General features: G+C 40.7%; 17 protein-coding genes, 1 tRNA gene, 1 rRNA gene, 1 other RNA gene and 1 other annotated feature. Of the genes, 6 read left to right on the top strand and 14 right to left on the bottom strand.

Translation table 11 applies throughout. The annotated features are described in order from the left end of the window. Positions 1-722: 722 nt before the first annotated feature. The 7 genes from GGQ95_RS17930 to tadA form a co-directional block, all read right to left on the bottom strand. A complete protein-coding gene (locus tag GGQ95_RS17930; protein WP_044745770.1) occupies positions 723-989 on the bottom strand; it encodes a pro-sigmaK processing inhibitor BofA family protein in 267 nt (88 codons plus the stop codon). 82 nt (positions 990-1,071) lie between these two features. Further along, complete coding sequence (locus GGQ95_RS17925) at positions 1,072-1,296, bottom strand: YaaL family protein (RefSeq protein ID WP_044745771.1); 225 nt, start codon at positions 1,294-1,296, stop codon at positions 1,072-1,074. A 24-nt stretch (positions 1,297-1,320) separates the two neighbouring features. Then, positions 1,321-1,917, bottom strand: a complete 597-nt coding sequence (recR, locus tag GGQ95_RS17920) for a recombination mediator RecR (protein WP_044745772.1) — start codon at positions 1,915-1,917, stop codon at positions 1,321-1,323. An 11-nt stretch (positions 1,918-1,928) separates the two neighbouring features. Continuing rightward, complete coding sequence (locus GGQ95_RS17915; protein WP_044745773.1) at positions 1,929-2,252, bottom strand: YbaB/EbfC family nucleoid-associated protein; 324 nt, start codon at positions 2,250-2,252, stop codon at positions 1,929-1,931. 20 nt (positions 2,253-2,272) lie between these two features. Then, on the bottom strand, positions 2,273-3,973 hold the full coding sequence (gene dnaX, locus GGQ95_RS17910; protein WP_183187250.1) for a DNA polymerase III subunit gamma/tau: 1,701 nt from the start codon (positions 3,971-3,973) through the stop codon (positions 2,273-2,275). Between the two features lie 127 nt (positions 3,974-4,100). Continuing rightward, positions 4,101-4,365, bottom strand: an RNA gene (ffs, locus tag GGQ95_RS17905) — signal recognition particle sRNA large type. 54 nt (positions 4,366-4,419) lie between these two features. Next, positions 4,420-4,914, bottom strand: coding sequence for a tRNA adenosine(34) deaminase TadA (gene tadA, locus GGQ95_RS17900; protein WP_442882615.1), 495 nt, complete (start codon positions 4,912-4,914; stop codon positions 4,420-4,422). An 85-nt stretch (positions 4,915-4,999) separates the two neighbouring features. On the opposite strand from tadA, the gene GGQ95_RS17895 reads away from it, so the two are divergent. The 3 genes from GGQ95_RS17895 (at position 5,000) to GGQ95_RS17885 (ending at position 7,709) form a co-directional block, all read left to right on the top strand. Next, entirely contained in the window at positions 5,000-6,286 is a 1,287-nt protein-coding gene (locus tag GGQ95_RS17895; protein ID WP_066145268.1) for a glycoside hydrolase family 18 protein, read from the top strand. A gap of 120 nt (positions 6,287-6,406) precedes the next feature. Then, entirely contained in the window at positions 6,407-7,054 is a 648-nt protein-coding gene (locus GGQ95_RS17890; protein WP_066145274.1) for a deoxynucleoside kinase, read from the top strand. Further along, entirely contained in the window at positions 7,041-7,709 is a 669-nt protein-coding gene (locus GGQ95_RS17885) for a deoxynucleoside kinase (protein WP_066145278.1), read from the top strand. The genes GGQ95_RS17890 and GGQ95_RS17885 overlap by 14 nt, the downstream gene beginning before the upstream one ends. A gap of 128 nt (positions 7,710-7,837) precedes the next feature. Here the strand turns inward: GGQ95_RS17885 and GGQ95_RS17880 are convergent. The 6 genes from GGQ95_RS17880 to guaB form a co-directional block, all read right to left on the bottom strand. Further along, positions 7,838-7,930 (bottom strand) — tRNA-Ser (locus tag GGQ95_RS17880). A gap of 251 nt (positions 7,931-8,181) precedes the next feature. Further along, entirely contained in the window at positions 8,182-9,456 is a 1,275-nt protein-coding gene (gene serS / locus GGQ95_RS17875; protein ID WP_044745779.1) for a serine--tRNA ligase, read from the bottom strand. Positions 9,457-9,511: 55 nt separating this feature from the next. Beyond that, positions 9,512-9,728: a binding site (T-box leader), on the bottom strand. 57 nt (positions 9,729-9,785) lie between these two features. Next, the gene (gene pdxT, locus GGQ95_RS17870; RefSeq protein ID WP_183187249.1) at positions 9,786-10,364 is read right to left on the bottom strand and encodes a pyridoxal 5'-phosphate synthase glutaminase subunit PdxT; all 579 of its coding nucleotides are present in this window, start codon (positions 10,362-10,364) and stop codon (positions 9,786-9,788) included. 18 nt (positions 10,365-10,382) lie between these two features. Then, complete coding sequence (gene pdxS, locus GGQ95_RS17865) at positions 10,383-11,267, bottom strand: pyridoxal 5'-phosphate synthase lyase subunit PdxS (RefSeq protein WP_044745781.1); 885 nt, start codon at positions 11,265-11,267, stop codon at positions 10,383-10,385. Between the two features lie 162 nt (positions 11,268-11,429). Then, entirely contained in the window at positions 11,430-12,737 is a 1,308-nt protein-coding gene (locus GGQ95_RS17860) for a serine hydrolase (protein ID WP_376768718.1), read from the bottom strand. A 400-nt stretch (positions 12,738-13,137) separates the two neighbouring features. Then, on the bottom strand, positions 13,138-14,604 hold the full coding sequence (gene guaB, locus GGQ95_RS17855) for an IMP dehydrogenase (protein ID WP_080859816.1): 1,467 nt from the start codon (positions 14,602-14,604) through the stop codon (positions 13,138-13,140). A gap of 125 nt (positions 14,605-14,729) precedes the next feature. Here guaB and GGQ95_RS17850 point away from each other — a divergent pair, with 125 nt between their 5' ends. The 3 genes from GGQ95_RS17850 to GGQ95_RS17840 all read left to right on the top strand — a co-directional run bounded on the left by GGQ95_RS17850 (position 14,730) and on the right by GGQ95_RS17840 (position 16,926). Next, positions 14,730-15,698 carry a YaaC family protein gene (locus tag GGQ95_RS17850; protein WP_183187247.1) on the top strand — a complete coding sequence of 323 codons (969 nt, stop codon included), beginning with the start codon at positions 14,730-14,732 and terminating at the stop codon, positions 15,696-15,698. Positions 15,699-15,917: 219 nt separating this feature from the next. After that, the gene (locus GGQ95_RS17845) at positions 15,918-16,475 is read left to right on the top strand and encodes a winged helix-turn-helix domain-containing protein (RefSeq protein WP_183187246.1); all 558 of its coding nucleotides are present in this window, start codon (positions 15,918-15,920) and stop codon (positions 16,473-16,475) included. Next, entirely contained in the window at positions 16,447-16,926 is a 480-nt protein-coding gene (locus tag GGQ95_RS17840) for an IS630 family transposase (RefSeq protein ID WP_244963794.1), read from the top strand. Before GGQ95_RS17845 ends, GGQ95_RS17840 begins: the two co-directional genes overlap by 29 nt. A gap of 67 nt (positions 16,927-16,993) precedes the next feature. Here GGQ95_RS17840 and rrf read toward each other — a convergent pair. After that, a 5S ribosomal RNA gene (gene rrf, locus GGQ95_RS17835) occupies positions 16,994-17,080 on the bottom strand; the annotation flags it as partial.

Below are 17,080 nucleotides of genomic sequence, written 5' to 3'. Positions count from 1 at the left end.
CTCCAAAAGAAAGTTGATTGGCTATTATTTAAATTTCGGTTGACCATACCGAAATTTTTCGATTAACGCTTCGTTTTGTTCAGTTTTCAAAGAACTTACTGCACTTTTTATATTTTACATATATCTTTGTTTGCTGTCAACTGCTTTTTATCGGAATCAGCAACGACGTTCTTTAATTTATCATATAATAAAACAAGAGTCAATAGCTTTTTCTAAAAAATAATGTTCTTTTATTCCGCAGCCGGAATGTAAAGAACAATGCTTTCCTTACTATAGACCTCCCCTGCTAGCATTTGTTTTTAGAGATGAAGTTTATACTGTTTTTCGAAACTTGGGCTTCGTTATGCGTTTATGTAGCAAAAAATTTATTTCTAACCAAGCACATGTTAATCATCCGATAAAAGCCAATTGAAATCACTCTATTTCTCGCTTTTCTGCCACAGTCAGCAAGCCCTTTGTTTGCCGACTGAAAGCTTAAGCATGCCTTTCTCGAACAGCGAATATTTAGCGGGCAAATGAATTTGCCCGCTGGCGTTCTTGTTCAAGAAGAGAAGCAGAAAAGATGATGTTTAGGATGTTTAGCTAGATCATTCTGCATTTTTCATTAAAATAATGGATAATCACCACGTGCGATCCCTGATCTTCGAAAATATACGTCACTTTTCTCTTGCTAAAGCTCTATCATTTCTTTTTCAAATCGTATTTGTCGAAGGTAACTTCTTTTATAGAAGAATATATTTTTGAATAATCACTAAAGCAGCCACTCCGGGAATTCCTAAAAATCCAGATATAAATGATGTTAAAAGGTTAATGGGTACATGAATATTAAAAGAAGTTCCAATAGCATTTAAAACAAATAAAAATAACGCTCCGATCATTAATTTAATAGCCCCGTAACCAAAAAAACGAATGGGCTTTAAGGGTGTTCCCACAAACAACAAAAGAACAATGGCACAAAAAAACAAAGTAATCACCATTTTGGGTTCCATTATATCCGCCCCTTTATATAAAGATTGCTTGTACTACTTCAACATTATGCGTACATGACAAAAAAAGAACAAAAAAAGGAGCTTATCTCGCTCCTTTTAATGATAGACGCCGAAGCTTTGCTTCTCGAATAAGAAAAAAATATTTCGCTTCAGCAATTTTTACATCGATGAGTACTTCCTGTGAAGGCTCTATGCTTTTCTCAATAAGCTGCTTTTGTTTCATCCATTCCTCTCTCGTTACTTCCAGTTCTTCAATTAATCGCTGATCGAATTGCTTTTTTAACCATCCTTTGCGTCGCCAAAGCACGCGACTCACCTCAACTAAATTTTCTTATAATTCTCGGCGACCTTCAAGAGCCTTGGAAAGCGTCACTTCATCTGCATATTCTAGGTCTCCTCCTACTGGCAATCCATGAGCAATCCGGGTTACTTTGATGCCTGTTGGCTTCAGGAGCCTTGATATATACATAGCTGTCGCTTCTCCTTCGATGTTAGGGTTTGTAGCTAAAATAACCTCCTGCACCGTTTCATCCTGAAGACGCTTTAGCAGTTCAGGAATTTTGATATCTTCTGGACCGATGCCATCCATTGGAGAAATAGCTCCATGCAAGACATGATACAGTCCGTTGTACTCTTTCATTTTTTCCATTGCGATCACATCTTTCGACTCTTGAACTACGCAGATCGTCGTTTGGTCCCGTCTTTCATCTTCACAAATATAGCACGGATCCCTATCTGTAATATGGCCGCACACCGTACAATAAGACAAATTGCGCTTGGCGTTTACTAACGCTTTAGCAAAGTCTAATACAGTATCTTCTTTCATATCAAGGACAAAAAAAGCGAGCCGCACCGCTGTTTTCGGTCCAATTCCCGGCAATTTCATAAAGCTGTCAATTAATTTGGATATCGGCTCTGGATAATGCATGAAACATCCTCCTAGAACAGGCCTGGGATATTTAAACCTTTTGTAAATTGTCCCATCGTTTCCGCTGTCAGCTCATCTACTTTTTTCAATGCATCATTTGTTGCAGCTAAAATTAAGTCTTGCAGCATCTCAATATCCTCAGGATCGACAACCTCTTCTTTAATTTTCACCTCCAAAATTTGCTTATGGCCATTTGCAACTACAGTGACCATGCCGCCCCCAGCTGTTCCCTCTACTTGTTTTTCAGCGAGCTCTTCTTGTGCTTTTTGCATATCTTTTTGCATTTTTTGCATTTGCTTCATCATTTTTTGCATGTTTCCCATTCCACGCATCATGATCAATTCCTCCTTTAAGATTATTCTTTAATTTCGATTAAATCTTCTCCAAACAATCGTTTGGCTTCCGCAATAAGCGAATCCTCCTCCCGCCGAGGTTCTTTGTCTCTTTGCATTCCTTTTTCACGAATAAACTCTTCTCTTATCGCTCCCCATTCTTCATCAGGAACAGCGATCATTTCAACATGACGCTGCGTCAAATCAAACAAAATGGCTTCTACGTTTTCCTTTACTTGGTTCGTATTATCAGCTGCCATTTTACAATGAATTTCGTATTTAAATTTTAAAACAAATGCCTGAGGGCTTGCTGCAACTGGCTCACTTTCCTGCAATAGAGCAGCATGTGATACTTTATTTTGCTTTTTTAAAATATCGAGTACTTCTGCCCAATGGCTTTTAATTAATAATAAATCTTGGTGTGTGGCCTGCTTTAATATTTCATGAATGCGGCCGACAGGCGTTTTATATCCGCTTGTTTTCAATGGTTTTGTCGTTTTTTTCGTTTGGACAGATACAGAATCTTGAGGTGGCGCAGAAATCCCTTGTTCTTTCAAACGAAGCAGCTCTGTCTCCAGATTTTCGATTTTCTTTATCAGATGACGCATGTCTTCTGCTGCAGGTAATGATGGAGACTGGTGCTCTTGATGACAAAGCTTGACTAAAGCAACTTCTAAAAAAATACGTGGATGATTCGTCCATTTCATTTCCTGCTGACTTTTATTTAAAATTTCGATTGTTTCGTAAATAGAGGACACAGGAATCATTTGAGCAAGCTGCTGAAACTCCTGATCCACCAACACCTCTCTTATCATGCCGCTTAAATCTGGAGCTGTCTTGTATAACAGAAGATCTCGATAATAAAAGATTAAATCCTCGATCAAGCGATTTGAATCCTTTCCCTGATCCATAAATTGCTCTAAAAGCCGTAAAGCTTCCGCCACATTTTTTTGGTGAACAGCTCGGACAAGATCAGTCAACATAAAAGAAGATACTGCTCCTGTCATAGAAAGCACATCTTCCAGCAATACTTCTTCTTCGCTGAAGGAAATGGCTTGATCAAGCAAGCTTAATGCGTCGCGCATACCTCCGTCCGCTGCGCGGGCGATTGCAAATAGCGCTTCATCAGAAGCCCTAATATGCTGTGCATCGATCACTTGTCTTAATCTCGAAACGATCGAATGAGGCTGAATTCTACGAAAATCAAAGCGTTGACAACGCGAAATAATAGTAGGCGGAATTTTATGCGGCTCGGTTGTCGCTAAAATAAAAATGACATGCTTTGGAGGCTCTTCTAACGTCTTTAATAATGCGTTAAAAGCACCGATCGAAAGCATATGCACCTCATCTACAATATACACCTTATATCGTACAGAAGTAGGTGCAAATTTTACTTTCTCACGAATATCACGAATTTCATCTACTCCATTATTGGATGCTGCATCAATTTCTAATACATCTGGAATAGAACCGTTCGTGATGCCAACACAAGCTGGACATTCGTTACATGGCTCAGCTACTGGCGCCCTCTCGCAATTTACAGCCTTCGCCAAAATTTTCGCAGCGCTTGTTTTACCTGTACCACGTGGACCAGAAAAAAGATAAGCGTGGGATATTTTATTTTGAAGCAGGGCACTTTGCAATGTTTTCGTTACATGCTCCTGACCGACAACATCAGCGAATAACTGCGGCCGAAACACACGATATAGCGCTTGATATGTCACAAAAACGGCCCTCCTCTTTTCTCTTATCTTATTTATTATATAATGTCTTAATCGTTTTTCAAAACACAAAACAAAATAAAAAAAACCCACTCTTTGTAAAGAGTGAGATTGACTTATGTATGGTATACCGTGCACCTTCCGTCGATTAGCTGCCCCAAGCGTTGCTTAAGCAGTTAGCTCAGTCCAGGCTCCCCCACGGCACATGGGAGCATCCGCTTACTGCTGCTTCCTTCCGGACCTGACAGGGTTCACGGAATCCCATTGCGTGGGACCCAGACGTCAACACCACTTGCTTAAGACAGACCTCACAACATACTAACCTCGGGAAGGAATTCGGTCTCGCTAGAGCGGATTGCGAGTACAGGGCACCGCTACCTCCCCACTTAGCACGGCAAATATAAGTATATCGTCTTTTTTTAAAAAAAGCAATGAATGCAGATGGTAATTTATTTGGAATGTTCGCCAGTCTTTTCATCTTTCTGTTTTTTTCTGATTCTTAGCTGTCGGAAAAAATCGCTGAGAATACGGCCGCATTCTTCTTGCCGTACACCACCTACCACCTCTGTTTGATGGTTAAACCTGGACTCTTGCAATAAATTCATCAGCGTTCCAGCACATCCTCCTTTTGGATCGCTCGCGCCAAACACCACCCTCTTTATCCTTGAAAGAACAATAGCTCCGGCGCACATCGCACATGGTTCTAATGTGACGTATAGTGTCGCGTCTTCAAGACGCCATGACCCCATCGCCTCACACGCTTGATCAATCGCTAATATTTCAGCGTGAGCAATAGCCCGTTGCTCAGTTTCCCGCAAATTATGAGCGCTTGCAATAATTTCACCATTTTTTACAATAATAGCCCCAATCGGCACCTCTCCTATTTTCTCTGCTTTTTTAGCTTCTTCAATCGCTAACTGCATATAGTACTCATCATTCATGATTAAACCCTCACTAAAATAACCGTCATTTCGCTTTTTTCTTAATCATAAAATATGAAGAAGGAAAGAGGCAACTAGGAGGGAATATATGCAAATTCATGTTGTACAGCAAGGACAAACTCTGACGGGAATTGCTCAAGCTTACAATACGACTCCTGAAGAGATTATTCGTGCCAACAAAATTGAAACGCCAAATTCACTCGTTGTGGGCCAAACCGTCGTCATTCCGATTGTTGGGAGATTTTATTGGATAAAATCAGGAGACAGCCTTTGGTCAATCGCTAGACAGTTTCAAACAACACCGCAACAGCTTGCTCAAATCAATCGTATACAAATAAACACCCCTCTACAAATTGGACAGCGTTTATATATTCCACCGCTCCCAAAAAGAAACGCTGAATTTAATGGATATGTCGAGCCGCGGACGGCGAACGTGCTTCCTGTTTTGGAGGAAAGCGCGCGGAGTGCTGCTCCATACTTAACATACCTCGCCCCATTTAGCTTTCGTATTCAAAGAGATGGAACATTAAAAGAGCCGCTTCTTAATAACTTTCCTTCTATTGCACGTGCGGATAATGTAACATTAATGATGGTAATCACCAATATTGAAAATGACCAATTTAGCGATGAATTAGGATCTATTATCTTGAATAACGAAGCACTGCAAAACCGATTTCTTGAAAACATCGTTTCTACAGCCAAACGGTATGGTTTTCGTGATATCCATTTCGACATGGAATATTTACGTCCCGCTGATCGAGACGCATATAGCGCCTTTTTACGTAAAGCTAAACAACGATTTAATCGAGAAGGTTGGTTAATGTCAACCGCTCTCGCTCCAAAAACAAGTGCTACACAAAAAGGCCGCTGGTACGAAGCACACGATTATAGAGCTCACGGCCAAATTGTTGATTTCGTTGTGATTATGACCTATGAATGGGGATATAGCGGCGGACCGCCAATGCCCGTTTCACCAATCGGTCCTGTTCGACAAGTATTAGAGTATGCGATCACCGAAATGCCTGCTTCAAAAATTATGATGGGACAAAATTTATACGGCTATGATTGGACGCTTCCATATGTTCCTGGGGGGAAATACGCCCAAGCTATTAGTCCGCAACAAGCAATCCGTCTTGCCAACCGTTATCATGCTGCGATCGAATATGATTCAAAAGCACAAGCCCCTCATTTTCGTTATCGGGACGAAAACGGAAACGATCATCAAGTATGGTTTGAAGATGCTCGTTCCATACAAGCCAAATTTGATTTAGTCAAAGAGCTCGGCTTAAGGGGCGTTAGCTATTGGAAGCTTGGTTTAGATTTCCCACAAAATTGGCTTCTCATCACTGATAATTTCAATGTTATAAAGAGGTAGAAAGCACTTGATATTCAAGTGCTATTTCTTTTATTGATCTCTCCCTTTTCTCTTATCGTATATGCTAAAATAAAACCTGTCTGTCTAAATAGACTTTGAACGATCAAGGAGGGGCGTCACATGGGGATCGTACCGTTTATTGCGGTAGAGGGACCGATTGGGGTTGGAAAAACATCGCTAGCCAAAGCTATTTCTGAACAATTTCATTATCATTTACTAAAAGAAATCGTTGACGAAAATCCATTTCTCGGGAAATTTTATGAAAATATTGAAGAGTGGAGCTTTCAAACAGAAATGTTCTTTCTCTGCAATCGCTATAAGCAATTAGAAGATATCAATCGCGATTTTCTGAAAAAACAAAAGCCTGTCGTGGCTGATTATCACATTCTAAAAAACCTCATTTTTGCAGAAAGAACATTAAGATATGATCAATATCAAAAATACTTAAAAATATACCACATCTTAACGGATGATATGCCAGAGCCTAATATGATCATCTATCTCAATGCGAGTCTCGATACATTGCTACACAGAATCAAGATGAGAGGAAGGAAGATCGAAAAAAAGATCGATCCATTGTATTTACATGAACTATCCATTGCGTATGAACGAACAATGGAATTGTTAAAAAAAGAAAAGCCGCACATTCCTATTTTACATTTTGATGGGGACAAGCTTGATTTTGTCCAGCGTAAATCAGATTTACTCTACATATTTGAACAAATCAAAAATGGATTAGAAGGAGTTAACTGCAATGAACTTACGTGAAAAATATCATATTCCGCATGATGCTGTCATTACAATTGCCGGGACGGTCGGCGTCGGAAAATCAACAATGACGAAAGCTCTTGCCAAAGCACTACAGTTTCGCACTTCTTTTGAAAAAGTAGATACAAACCCATATTTGGACAAATTTTATGCTGATTTTCAACGATGGAGCTTCCACTTGCAAATTTATTTTCTTGCCGAACGATTCAAAGAACAAAAACGAATCTTCGAATATGGTGGAGGATTTGTGCAAGATCGCTCCATTTATGAGGATACGGGCATCTTTGCCAAAATGCATTTTGAGAAAGGAACAATGACAAAAGTCGATTATGAAACATATACGAGCTTATTTGAAGCGATGGTGATGACTCCTTATTTTCCTCACCCAGATTTGGTCATTTATTTAGAGGGAAGCTTTGAAGAAATTTTACGGCGAATTCAAGAGCGCGGCCGGCCTATGGAGCAACAAACTCCAATAGAATATTGGAAAGAAATGTATGATCGTTATGAACAATGGATTAATAGCTTTAATGCCTGCCCTGTACTTCGCATTAATATTAATGACTACGATCTATTGGAAGACGATCAATCCATTGAGCCAATTATCGAAAAAATGGCTCACATTCTTCATCAATACCGCTGTTTAAAAAGATAACCGCCTATTCTGAGGCGGTTTTTTATAAAGCGGGCAAAGCGCAAAATAAAAAATTCGTTACAATAAAGTAACGAATCGTTTCGAATAACAATCTCCATTTATGCGCAGTGGTGCTTTAAACGAACTGATGGCGGAGGAGGAGGGATTCGAACCCCCGCGCGCCTCTCGACGCCTCTCGGTTTTCAAGACCGACCCCTTCAGCCAGACTTGGGTACTCCTCCTTATCGACAAGAATTACTTTACCATACGAAAATACATCCGTCAATACTTTTCATCCTTTTCCCCCATATTCGAAATATAAAGAAAATAATCGTGGTACCAGACAAAATTCATTCGCTTGCTATCCTTGTGCTGTGTAAATAGAAACGAACGGCATCAATAAAAAATCACAGTCGGAAGGCAAGCCAGTGACTTGCCTCCGATATTTTAAGTCATCTTTCTATTATTTTTGCCGTTACTCCTGATCCGATAATTATCGGATGACTTCTTTATTTCCCATATAAGGACGCAACACTTTTGGAATTAAGACAGTGCCATCCTCTTGCTGATAATTTTCCAAAATAGCAGCCACTGTCCGGCCAATAGCTAAACCAGATCCATTAAGCGTATGAACGTGTTCAGGTTTCGCTTTTGGATCTCGGCGAAAACGAATATTAGCACGGCGCGCTTGGAATGACTCGAAGTTGCTGCAAGAAGAAATTTCTCGGTAAGTGCCGTAGCTTGGGAGCCAAACTTCGATATCATATTTTTTAGCCGCTGTAAATCCTAAATCACCTGTGCACATGCTCATCACACGATAAGGCAGTTCTAGCAACTGAAGCACCTTCTCAGCATGGCTCGTTAATTTTTCTAGCTCCGCATAAGAGTCCTCAGGCTTCACAAATTTCACAAGCTCCACTTTGTTAAATTGATGCTGGCGAATTAGTCCTCTTGTATCGCGGCCAGCTGAACCGGCCTCTGAACGGAAGCATGCACTATATGCCACATAGTTGAGCGGCAAGTCTTCTGCTGATAAAATTTCGTCGCGGTGCAGATTAGTCACAGGCACTTCTGCCGTAGGAATTAAAAAATAATCCTCGCTTTCAATTCGAAACGCATCCTCTTCAAATTTGGGCAATTGACCTGTTCCTGTCATGCTAGAACGATTTACAATATATGGAGGGAGCACTTCTTCATATCCATGCTCTTCTACATGCAGATCAAGCATGAAACTAATAAGCGCTCGCTCTAACCGAGCACCTAATCCTTTATAAAATACAAATCGGCTTCCTGTCACTTTCGCTGCACGCTCAAAATCCAAAATGCCAAGCTGATCAGCAATTTCCCAATGTGGCTTCGCTTCAAATGAAAACGCACGAGGTTCTCCCCATTTGCGGATTTCCACATTATCCTCTTCAGATTCCCCGATCGGCACAGATTCATGTGGAATATTCGGAATCGAAAGCAATAACATCTCTAACGTCTCTTCGACTTGTCGCAATTCATGATCCAACACTTTAATGCGATCGCCAACTTCACGCATTTCAGTGATCAAATGATCAGCATCTTGCTTTTCCCGCTTTAAAATAGCGATTTGTTGAGATACCTCGTTCCGTTTACTTTTTAGCTCCTCTGCTTTAGCAATGAGCTCCCTCCGCTTCTGATCAAGCTCTTCAAAACGAGTAAAATCCGTTAAATCTTCACCACGATGTTTCAGCTTTTCTTTCACTTCCGCTAAATTCGTGCGCAAAAATTTCAAATCTAACATCTCTTGTTCCTCCTTTTTTATTCCTAAAATAAAAAACTCTCGTCCCCTTATTAAACCAAGGGACGAGAGTAACCCGCGTTGCCACCCTAATTGAAGACAAAATGTCTTCCACTCAAATTGGTAACGGCTTGACACCGGAAATGCTTACTTGCGTTCAAGCGTTCGGCATTTCGCTCAAGGATGGATTCACAAGCGTTTCCCATCGGTTCGCACCACCCACCGATTCTCTGAAGAGAAACATTCCTGCTACTATTTCCTTTCATCACTTTAACGCTCATTCACTTTTAATAAAAATAATGTACTACAAGGTTCGGCAAGATGCAATGGTTTTATTCCATCGATTCTTTAACCATATTTATAAAATACTGTGTCATTCGATGATCTTCTGTTAATTCTGGATGGAAAGAGCATCCTAAAAATTGTCCCTGTCTCGCAGCGACTATTCGTCCCTCGTGCTTTGCTAAAATTTCTACCTCTTCTCCAACTTCAACAATATGTGGTGCACGAATAAAGACACCAACAAAATCATCAGCGACTCCAGTAATTGACAGTTCCGCTTCAAAGCTTTCCCGCTGACGGCCAAATGAATTCCGTTCAACAGTAATATCCATTAAACCAAGATGTGGTTCATCATATCCAACAATACGTTTAGCTAACATAATCAAGCCTGCGCACGTTCCAAAGATGGGTTTACCTTGTGCAGCAAACTCCTTTAACGGCATTATAAAACCGTATTGATCCATTAGCCGACGCATCGTCGTACTCTCGCCACCTGGAATAATAAGACCATCGATTTCTTGAAGCTGCTCCATTTTTTTGATGACAGTCGCTTCAGCTCCACACGATTCAATCGACTGAACGTGCTCTCGGACAGCTCCTTGCAAACCTAAAACACCAATTTTTATCATCTTAACCTTCTCCCTTGATTACCAGCCGCGTTCTTGCATGCGTTGTTCAGGTAATAACGACGAAATATCGATTCCTCTCATCGCCCCGCCTAACCCTTTAGAAAGATGAGCAATTAGTTCATAGTCTTCGTAATGAGTCGTTGCTTCAACAATCGCACGCGCATATTTCTCCGGATTCTCTGATTTGAAAATACCAGACCCTACAAATACGCCATCTGCTCCTAAGTACATCATTAAAGCAGCATCCGCAGGAGTCGCTACTCCACCCGCTGCGAAATTAACTACAGGTAACCGGCCTAATCGTTTAATCTCAAGCAGCACTTCAAACGGAGCGCCGAGATTTTTTGCTTCTGTCATCAACTCATCTTCACTCATGCTCACAACTTTACGCACTTGAGCATTCACTTTGCGCATATGGCGGACAGCTTCAACAATATTTCCTGTTCCCGGCTCTCCTTTTGTCCGCAGCATCGATGCGCCTTCAGCAATCCGACGAGCTGCCTCCCCTAAATCTCGACATCCGCACACAAATGGTACGGTAAATTGGCGTTTATCAATATGGAATTCTTCATCAGCAGGAGTCAAAACTTCACTTTCATCAATATAGTCTACCCCTAACGCTTCAAGAACTCTTGCCTCCACATAATGACCAATACGCGCTTTCGCCATTACCGGAATGGAAACAGCTTTCATTACTTCTTCCACTACAGTTGGATCTGCCATACGAGCAACACCGCCTGCAGCCCGGATATCAGCTGGCACGCGCTCCAATGCCATAACCGCTACAGCTCCAGCAGCTTCTGCGATTTTTGCTTGTTCAGCATTTACCACATCCATAATAACGCCGCCTTTTTGCATTTCCGCCATTCCGCGTTTGACACGCTCTGTACCTGTAATAGCCACTTGTGATTCCTCCTAATAACCTCATGTAGTCGTATTTTTTCATGAAAAAAGAAAGAAAAGCGATAAGAAATAATTTAATTACATTTTCTTATTTTACCTCAATTTTTTTAAAAATCACAATAAAAAAAGTAAAAAGCTCCTCCTGCTTGAGGAGGAAGCTTTTTAAAACCAGCCTTTGACCGTCTTTGTCACACTTGTCCAAATATCGCTGAATAAACCGCCGATTCCTCTCATCATCAATACAAATCCATTTGCTTTTTCCACGCTTTGTTTAGCTACAACATCTACCTGTACGGCACTTTTCCCATTTGGTGTCAAATAATCATCATCATTAGCTCCCGTATACCGCACCGTCATGTATCCAACTTTTTCGCCTTTTTTGATCGGTGCTGTTAACTCTCCATCTTTATTGAGCTTTTTCTTGTCAAACACATATACTGGCTTATAGTTTTTGTCTTCCCCATTTTTTATGACAAGAGAAAGGGTTTTTTTCGTGACAACAGCTACTGATTTTTCCTTTCCCCTCGTTACAGGCAAAGTAGCGTCACCTTTTTGTTGATACCCTGCTGGATAAAGTTCTTTTAATGAATAGTTGCTGAACGCATAATCCAATAGCTTTCTCGTTTGCTCGAATCGAGCATTAATGGTCGATTTGCCATTGCTTTTTGCATTCATAACAACCGTAATAAAGCGAACACCGTTTTTCTCCGCCGTTCCTGTAAAGCAGTAGCCAGCAAAATCTGTATATCCTGTTTTCAATCCGTCTACTCCCTCATAGCCATAAACAAGACCTGGCAGCATCCAGTTCCAATTGTCCATTTTAATTTGGTCGTCTGTGCCTTCTCTAAATGTTTTTTTCGTTATGCTCGAGGTTTCTAACACTTCAGGATACTCTTTAAGTAAATGGTAAGCTAACGTAGCAACAGCACGAGCTGACATAACATTTTCTTCGCTTGCTTCTGTTCCTTGTGGATGAAATCCTTGTAAATCTTGATTGCTTAGTCCTGTCGCATTGACAAATTTATAACCTTGTAACCCCAGTTTTTTCGCTTTTTCATTCATCATTCTGACGAAGTTTTCCTCTGAACCGCCTACAATTTCAGCGATAGCAACTGCAGCGGCATTAGCAGAATAGATCGCCATTGCCTCATAAAGCTCACGAACGGTATACTTTCCATCTTTTCTTAGTGGAACATTAGATAGATCGCGATCTTGTGACAGACGGTATACATAATCACTTGGTGTATATTCTTGATCCCATTTCACACGTTTTTGTTTCACTGCTTCTAATAACAAATATTCTGTCATCATTTTTGTCATACTTGCGATTCCAAGAACGGTATCAATATTCTTTTGGTACAAAATTCTTCCTGATCCTGCATCAACAAGTATCGCCGCATCCGCTTCAATATTTATCGGATCCTGTGCGGCCTCCACTTTTTTATTCAATGGAAAAACCGTTGCTAGCAGGAACACTAAAACTAATCCTATTATTATACTTTTCTTTCTTTTCACTTTTACACCCTCCTTACACAAACGTTATTGTAACATACTCCTATACAAAAAAATAGACGGAGGAACCTTCCTCCGCTTCAAGCGATCGAAATGCAACTTGGCATGCTAACATTTTCGCTTCTTCTTCGACTAAGCGACTATTTGATTTCGACAGTCAGGTGGCCGAACAACAACGTCTTCCAGATAAATGCATTTGTTGCTCGTCTCTCTGTCACACTTTGGCGTGACGAAGGCAAGTCTATGACTTGCCTCTGACAGTCAAAAAATGGAGCGGCTTCTTTCCAATCGCGCTATAACTTTCATATAAAGCTTGTACACTGAAAAAACTACTAATGTTACATCAACAGGCAAATCATTATGAAATGGAATAGTTTGGAGCTTCTTTTGTGATTTGTACATCATGCGGATGGCTTTCCCGCAATCCTGCACCTGTCATGCGAATAAATTGTGACTTCTCGCGCAATTCTTCTAGATTTTTTGTTCCACAATAGCCCATTCCGGATCTTAAACCACCGACAAGTTGATAAATCGTATCGGCAAGCGGTCCTTTATAAGGCACACGGCCTTCGATTCCTTCCGGAACAAATTTTTTATTATCTTCTTGGAAGTAGCGGTCCTTACTTCCTTTTTCCATCGCTGAAACAGATCCCATTCCACGGTACACTTTAAAACGACGGCCTTGATAAATTTCGGTTTCTCCAGGGCTTTCTGTTACCCCAGCTAAAAGGCTTCCAAGCATTACGGCATGAGCGCCAGCTGCTAGAGCCTTCACAATATCGCCTGAATACTTAATTCCGCCATCTGCAATAATTGGAACACCGTATTTGCGCGCCTCTGTCGCACAATCATAAATAGCTGTGATTTGTGGCACTCCTACACCAGCAACAACGCGCGTCGTACAGATCGAACCTGGTCCAATTCCCACTTTGATAATATTAGCCCCAGCCTCAATTAAATCTCTTGTCGCTTCTGCCGTAGCCACATTTCCTGCAATAATATTTAGCTTCGGATACTGTTCGCGGATTTTTCGTACTATATCAAGAACACCTTTTGAATGGCCGTGAGCCGTATCTACAACAATTACGTCCACATTGGCCTCAACTAATTTTTTTACACGAATCATTGTATCAGCTGTTACCCCAACAGCAGCACCAACTAATAAACGGCCTTTTTCGTCCTTTGCTGAGTTCGGAAACTCAATCACCTTTTCAATGTCTTTAATCGTGATTAATCCTTTTAAAACGCCATTTTCGTCAACAAGAGGCAATTTTTCAACCTTATATTTTTGCAAAATCTTTTCTGCCTCTTCTAAAGTAGTACCTACAGGAGCTGTAATTAGGTTTTCCTTTGTCATGACATCGGAAATTTTTATGGAGTAATCTTGAATAAAACGTAAGTCTCGATTGGTAATAATGCCGACCAGCTTTTGTTCTGTTTCATTATTAACAATTGGAACACCGGAAATGCGATATTTGCCCATCAAGTGCTCCGCATCATATACTTGATGATCTGGAGTCAAAAAGAATGGATCAGTAATTACTCCACGTTCTGAACGCTTAACTTTGTCTACCTGCTCTGCCTGTTGTTCGATTGACATGTTTTTATGAATAATTCCTAATCCACCTTGGCGAGCCATTGCAATCGCCATTTCTGCTTCAGTAACGGTATCCATCCCTGCACTGATAATGGGAATATTTAACGATAACGTTGGAGTAAGTTGAGTTTTAACATCTACATCTCGAGGCAATACTTCTGATTTTGCAGGAATAAGAAGAACATCATCAAAGGTCAATCCTTCTTTTACAAATTTAGATTCCCACATGTTTTATCCTCCTCATCCGGAAATATTATTAGTAGCTTAACAACTGGTTAAAATACTGTCAAGGAATCAAGGAAATGTTCGATTTTTCTTTCAATTTTATCATTTCAACGAAAGGGGAATGGTCAATGTTACATAGCGAGGAAGTTTGGATGAAATTTTCCTCTTTCCATTCTACAAGCATGGTTCAACAATTGTTATACCGTTGTTATTCCAAGGCGGGAAGAGAAGACGCAAAACAAAAAAGTTATGCAAATGGCTACGCTTTTCTTTACTATTTACAGCATGGTCAAAGCTTTTATCTGACAGCTCGAACAGCTCCTCTCTCAATTCAACCTGTCCTTTTATTTTATGGAATGGTCCAGCTTTTAAAAGCTTGTATTCTTACTGTAGATGCTGATTATCCCATGTCATCATCTGTTTTAGCGCATGGTGTTTCAACAAGAAAGCAAAAAAAACAAAATTATAATTTTTTCAATGACGAAGTAAAGGTTCAAAAGCACGGATTGTTTACTCATTTTTCTGAAAAAATGTTCCATGTGAAACATATGGCTGGAGAAAAATTTCAAATGCGTTCTTTATTAAAGCGCATTAGCGAGCTTCACGAATTGTTTGAAGTCTACTATGGGGCTAAGCTATCAAGGAAAGTCCATTACGATCCTTTTCGACAATGCATCCTCATTCCAGTTACTATTTTAGACGATTACCATATGACATTTTCTCATTTCATAAGCCATGTCATTCCAGAATGGCACTGGATTCAAAAAGAATCTGTTGAAATAGAGGGGAATTATATTAAAGCCATTTGTACTGATCAATTAAAATCATTAGAGCATGAACCGTTTATGTTTGATTTGAGCACGAAAACATATCGTCTTCCGACACAACGCGAAGAGATATTTCAAAAACAGGAGGTTATATTTCATTATTTATTATTATATAACTTAAGCATGATCTCTCGATACGAAACAGAATGGTGGAGTGAATTGCTACATTCCTATTCGAGCGAAGCCTATCCGTTTATCCATAAGTTTTTATCTGTAACATTTGAAAAAGTCCCTTTTTTATTGTATGAGTATTTAGCTTTAACTAACTGATCGTATTTTGCAACAGTCGCTTGTCGAGATCCATTCATGAGTCCCCGGATCTCTGATCTTGGCCTCTACTACAATAAGTACATGATAAAAAAGTTTGTAGAGCGGCCGTTGACCACCAAATCATTTATATATAAATCCAAGTTCTTTTTTGGGCATACGGTTATCTCGTCTCTGAGCCGTCTACACTGAAAATAGGATAGACGGACAGGAGTGGTAGAGATGAAAACTTGGCAAATTACAGAGACACACGGCTGGACCATTGATACATTACGCCAACAAGAAAAACAATCCAAACACACATGGCAGTACAAGCAAGTGGCTTCCATTCGGATGGTGATGGAAGGATACAAGGGCATTGAGGTTGCTGCTTGCCTCGGTTTGAATCGCAAAAGCGTATCCGAATACGTTCGTCTGTTTTCAGAAGGCGGTCTCGATCAGTTGTTGAGCCGGAACTTCAATTCGCACAAGCCTACCTACTTGTCTCTGGAAGAACAAGATGAGTGGATCGCCATCGTGAGTGAACAAACACCATGTGAACTTGGGTTTGCGCAAGAGTCGTACTGGAATACGAAACTGATCCAAACCTTTCTCATGAACCGATTTCATGTGGGAATGTCAAGGGAAGGTATTCGCCTCATGGTGCATCGACTCGGCTTTCGCTATACGCGACCGACGTATGTCCTGATCAAAGCTAACGAACAAAAACAACAGAATTTCCAAAGTGAGCTGAACATGATAAAAAAACGTGATGACCGACTGCTGTGTTCTGTTATATGAAGATGAAAGCCATATCCGTGATGTCCAAACCCTACATGCCACCTGGCAGCCGAAAGGAAAACAAAAACAAATGCCCGTTTCTGAATCTCAGACGACACTTCACCTGTTTGGCGCGGTGAATCCAGAAGAAGGAGAGGTATTCTGCATGGAAACGGACACGTGTAACACCCAAACCTTTCACCAGTTCTTGAAATACTTGCTTCCATGCCATCCGCAAAAGCATCTCATTCTGGTGCTGGACCATGCTCGCTACCACCACGCCCTTGCACTGCGTCCTTTTTTGACTAAACACGAAGACAGGCTGACACTTTTCTTCTTGCCGCCTTACTCGCCTACTCTCAATCTTATGGAACGGAGTTGGAAGTGGCTTAAGGAAGTGGTACTGTCAAATCGATACGATAAGGACCGTGCAGACTTGCGAGACGGAATGAAATATATGTCCGTTTATTAACTTGGATTTATATATAAACAAAGGACCTGACTAAACGTGACGTTTAGTCAGGTCCTATTGTTTGTTTGCCTAGCAACGTCCTACTCTTGCAGGGGCGTTAGCCCCAACTACCATCGGCGCTGGAGAGCTTAACTTCCGTGTTCGGGATGGGAAC

It is taken from the genome of Anoxybacteroides rupiense, from assembly GCF_014196195.1.
Lineage (GTDB): Bacteria > Bacillota > Bacilli > Bacillales > Anoxybacillaceae > Anoxybacteroides > Anoxybacteroides rupiense.
This window is presented reverse-complemented; position numbering and strand designations above follow the sequence as displayed.

Excerpts from the sequence above, each read along its gene's own strand:
- GGQ95_RS17930 (WP_044745770.1), bottom strand. The coding sequence starts at position 989 with ATGGAACCCAAAATGGTGATTACTTTGTTTTTTTGTGCCATTGTTCTT.
- serS (WP_044745779.1), bottom strand. The coding sequence starts at position 9,456 with ATGTTAGATTTGAAATTTTTGCGCACGAATTTAGCGGAAGTGAAAGAA.
- GGQ95_RS17845 (WP_183187246.1), top strand. The coding sequence starts at position 15,918 with ATGAAAACTTGGCAAATTACAGAGACACACGGCTGGACCATTGATACA.
- pdxT (WP_183187249.1), bottom strand. The coding sequence starts at position 10,364 with ATGATAAAAATTGGTGTTTTAGGTTTGCAAGGAGCTGTCCGAGAGCAC.
- recR (WP_044745772.1), bottom strand. The coding sequence starts at position 1,917 with ATGCATTATCCAGAGCCGATATCCAAATTAATTGACAGCTTTATGAAA.
- GGQ95_RS17915 (WP_044745773.1), bottom strand. The coding sequence starts at position 2,252 with ATGATGCGTGGAATGGGAAACATGCAAAAAATGATGAAGCAAATGCAA.
- GGQ95_RS17850 (WP_183187247.1), top strand. The coding sequence starts at position 14,730 with ATGTTACATAGCGAGGAAGTTTGGATGAAATTTTCCTCTTTCCATTCT.
- GGQ95_RS17895 (WP_066145268.1), top strand. The coding sequence starts at position 5,000 with ATGCAAATTCATGTTGTACAGCAAGGACAAACTCTGACGGGAATTGCT.
- GGQ95_RS17890 (WP_066145274.1), top strand. The coding sequence starts at position 6,407 with ATGGGGATCGTACCGTTTATTGCGGTAGAGGGACCGATTGGGGTTGGA.
- GGQ95_RS17840 (WP_244963794.1), top strand. The coding sequence starts at position 16,447 with ATGACCGACTGCTGTGTTCTGTTATATGAAGATGAAAGCCATATCCGT.
- GGQ95_RS17885 (WP_066145278.1), top strand. The coding sequence starts at position 7,041 with ATGAACTTACGTGAAAAATATCATATTCCGCATGATGCTGTCATTACA.
- guaB (WP_080859816.1), bottom strand. The coding sequence starts at position 14,604 with ATGTGGGAATCTAAATTTGTAAAAGAAGGATTGACCTTTGATGATGTT.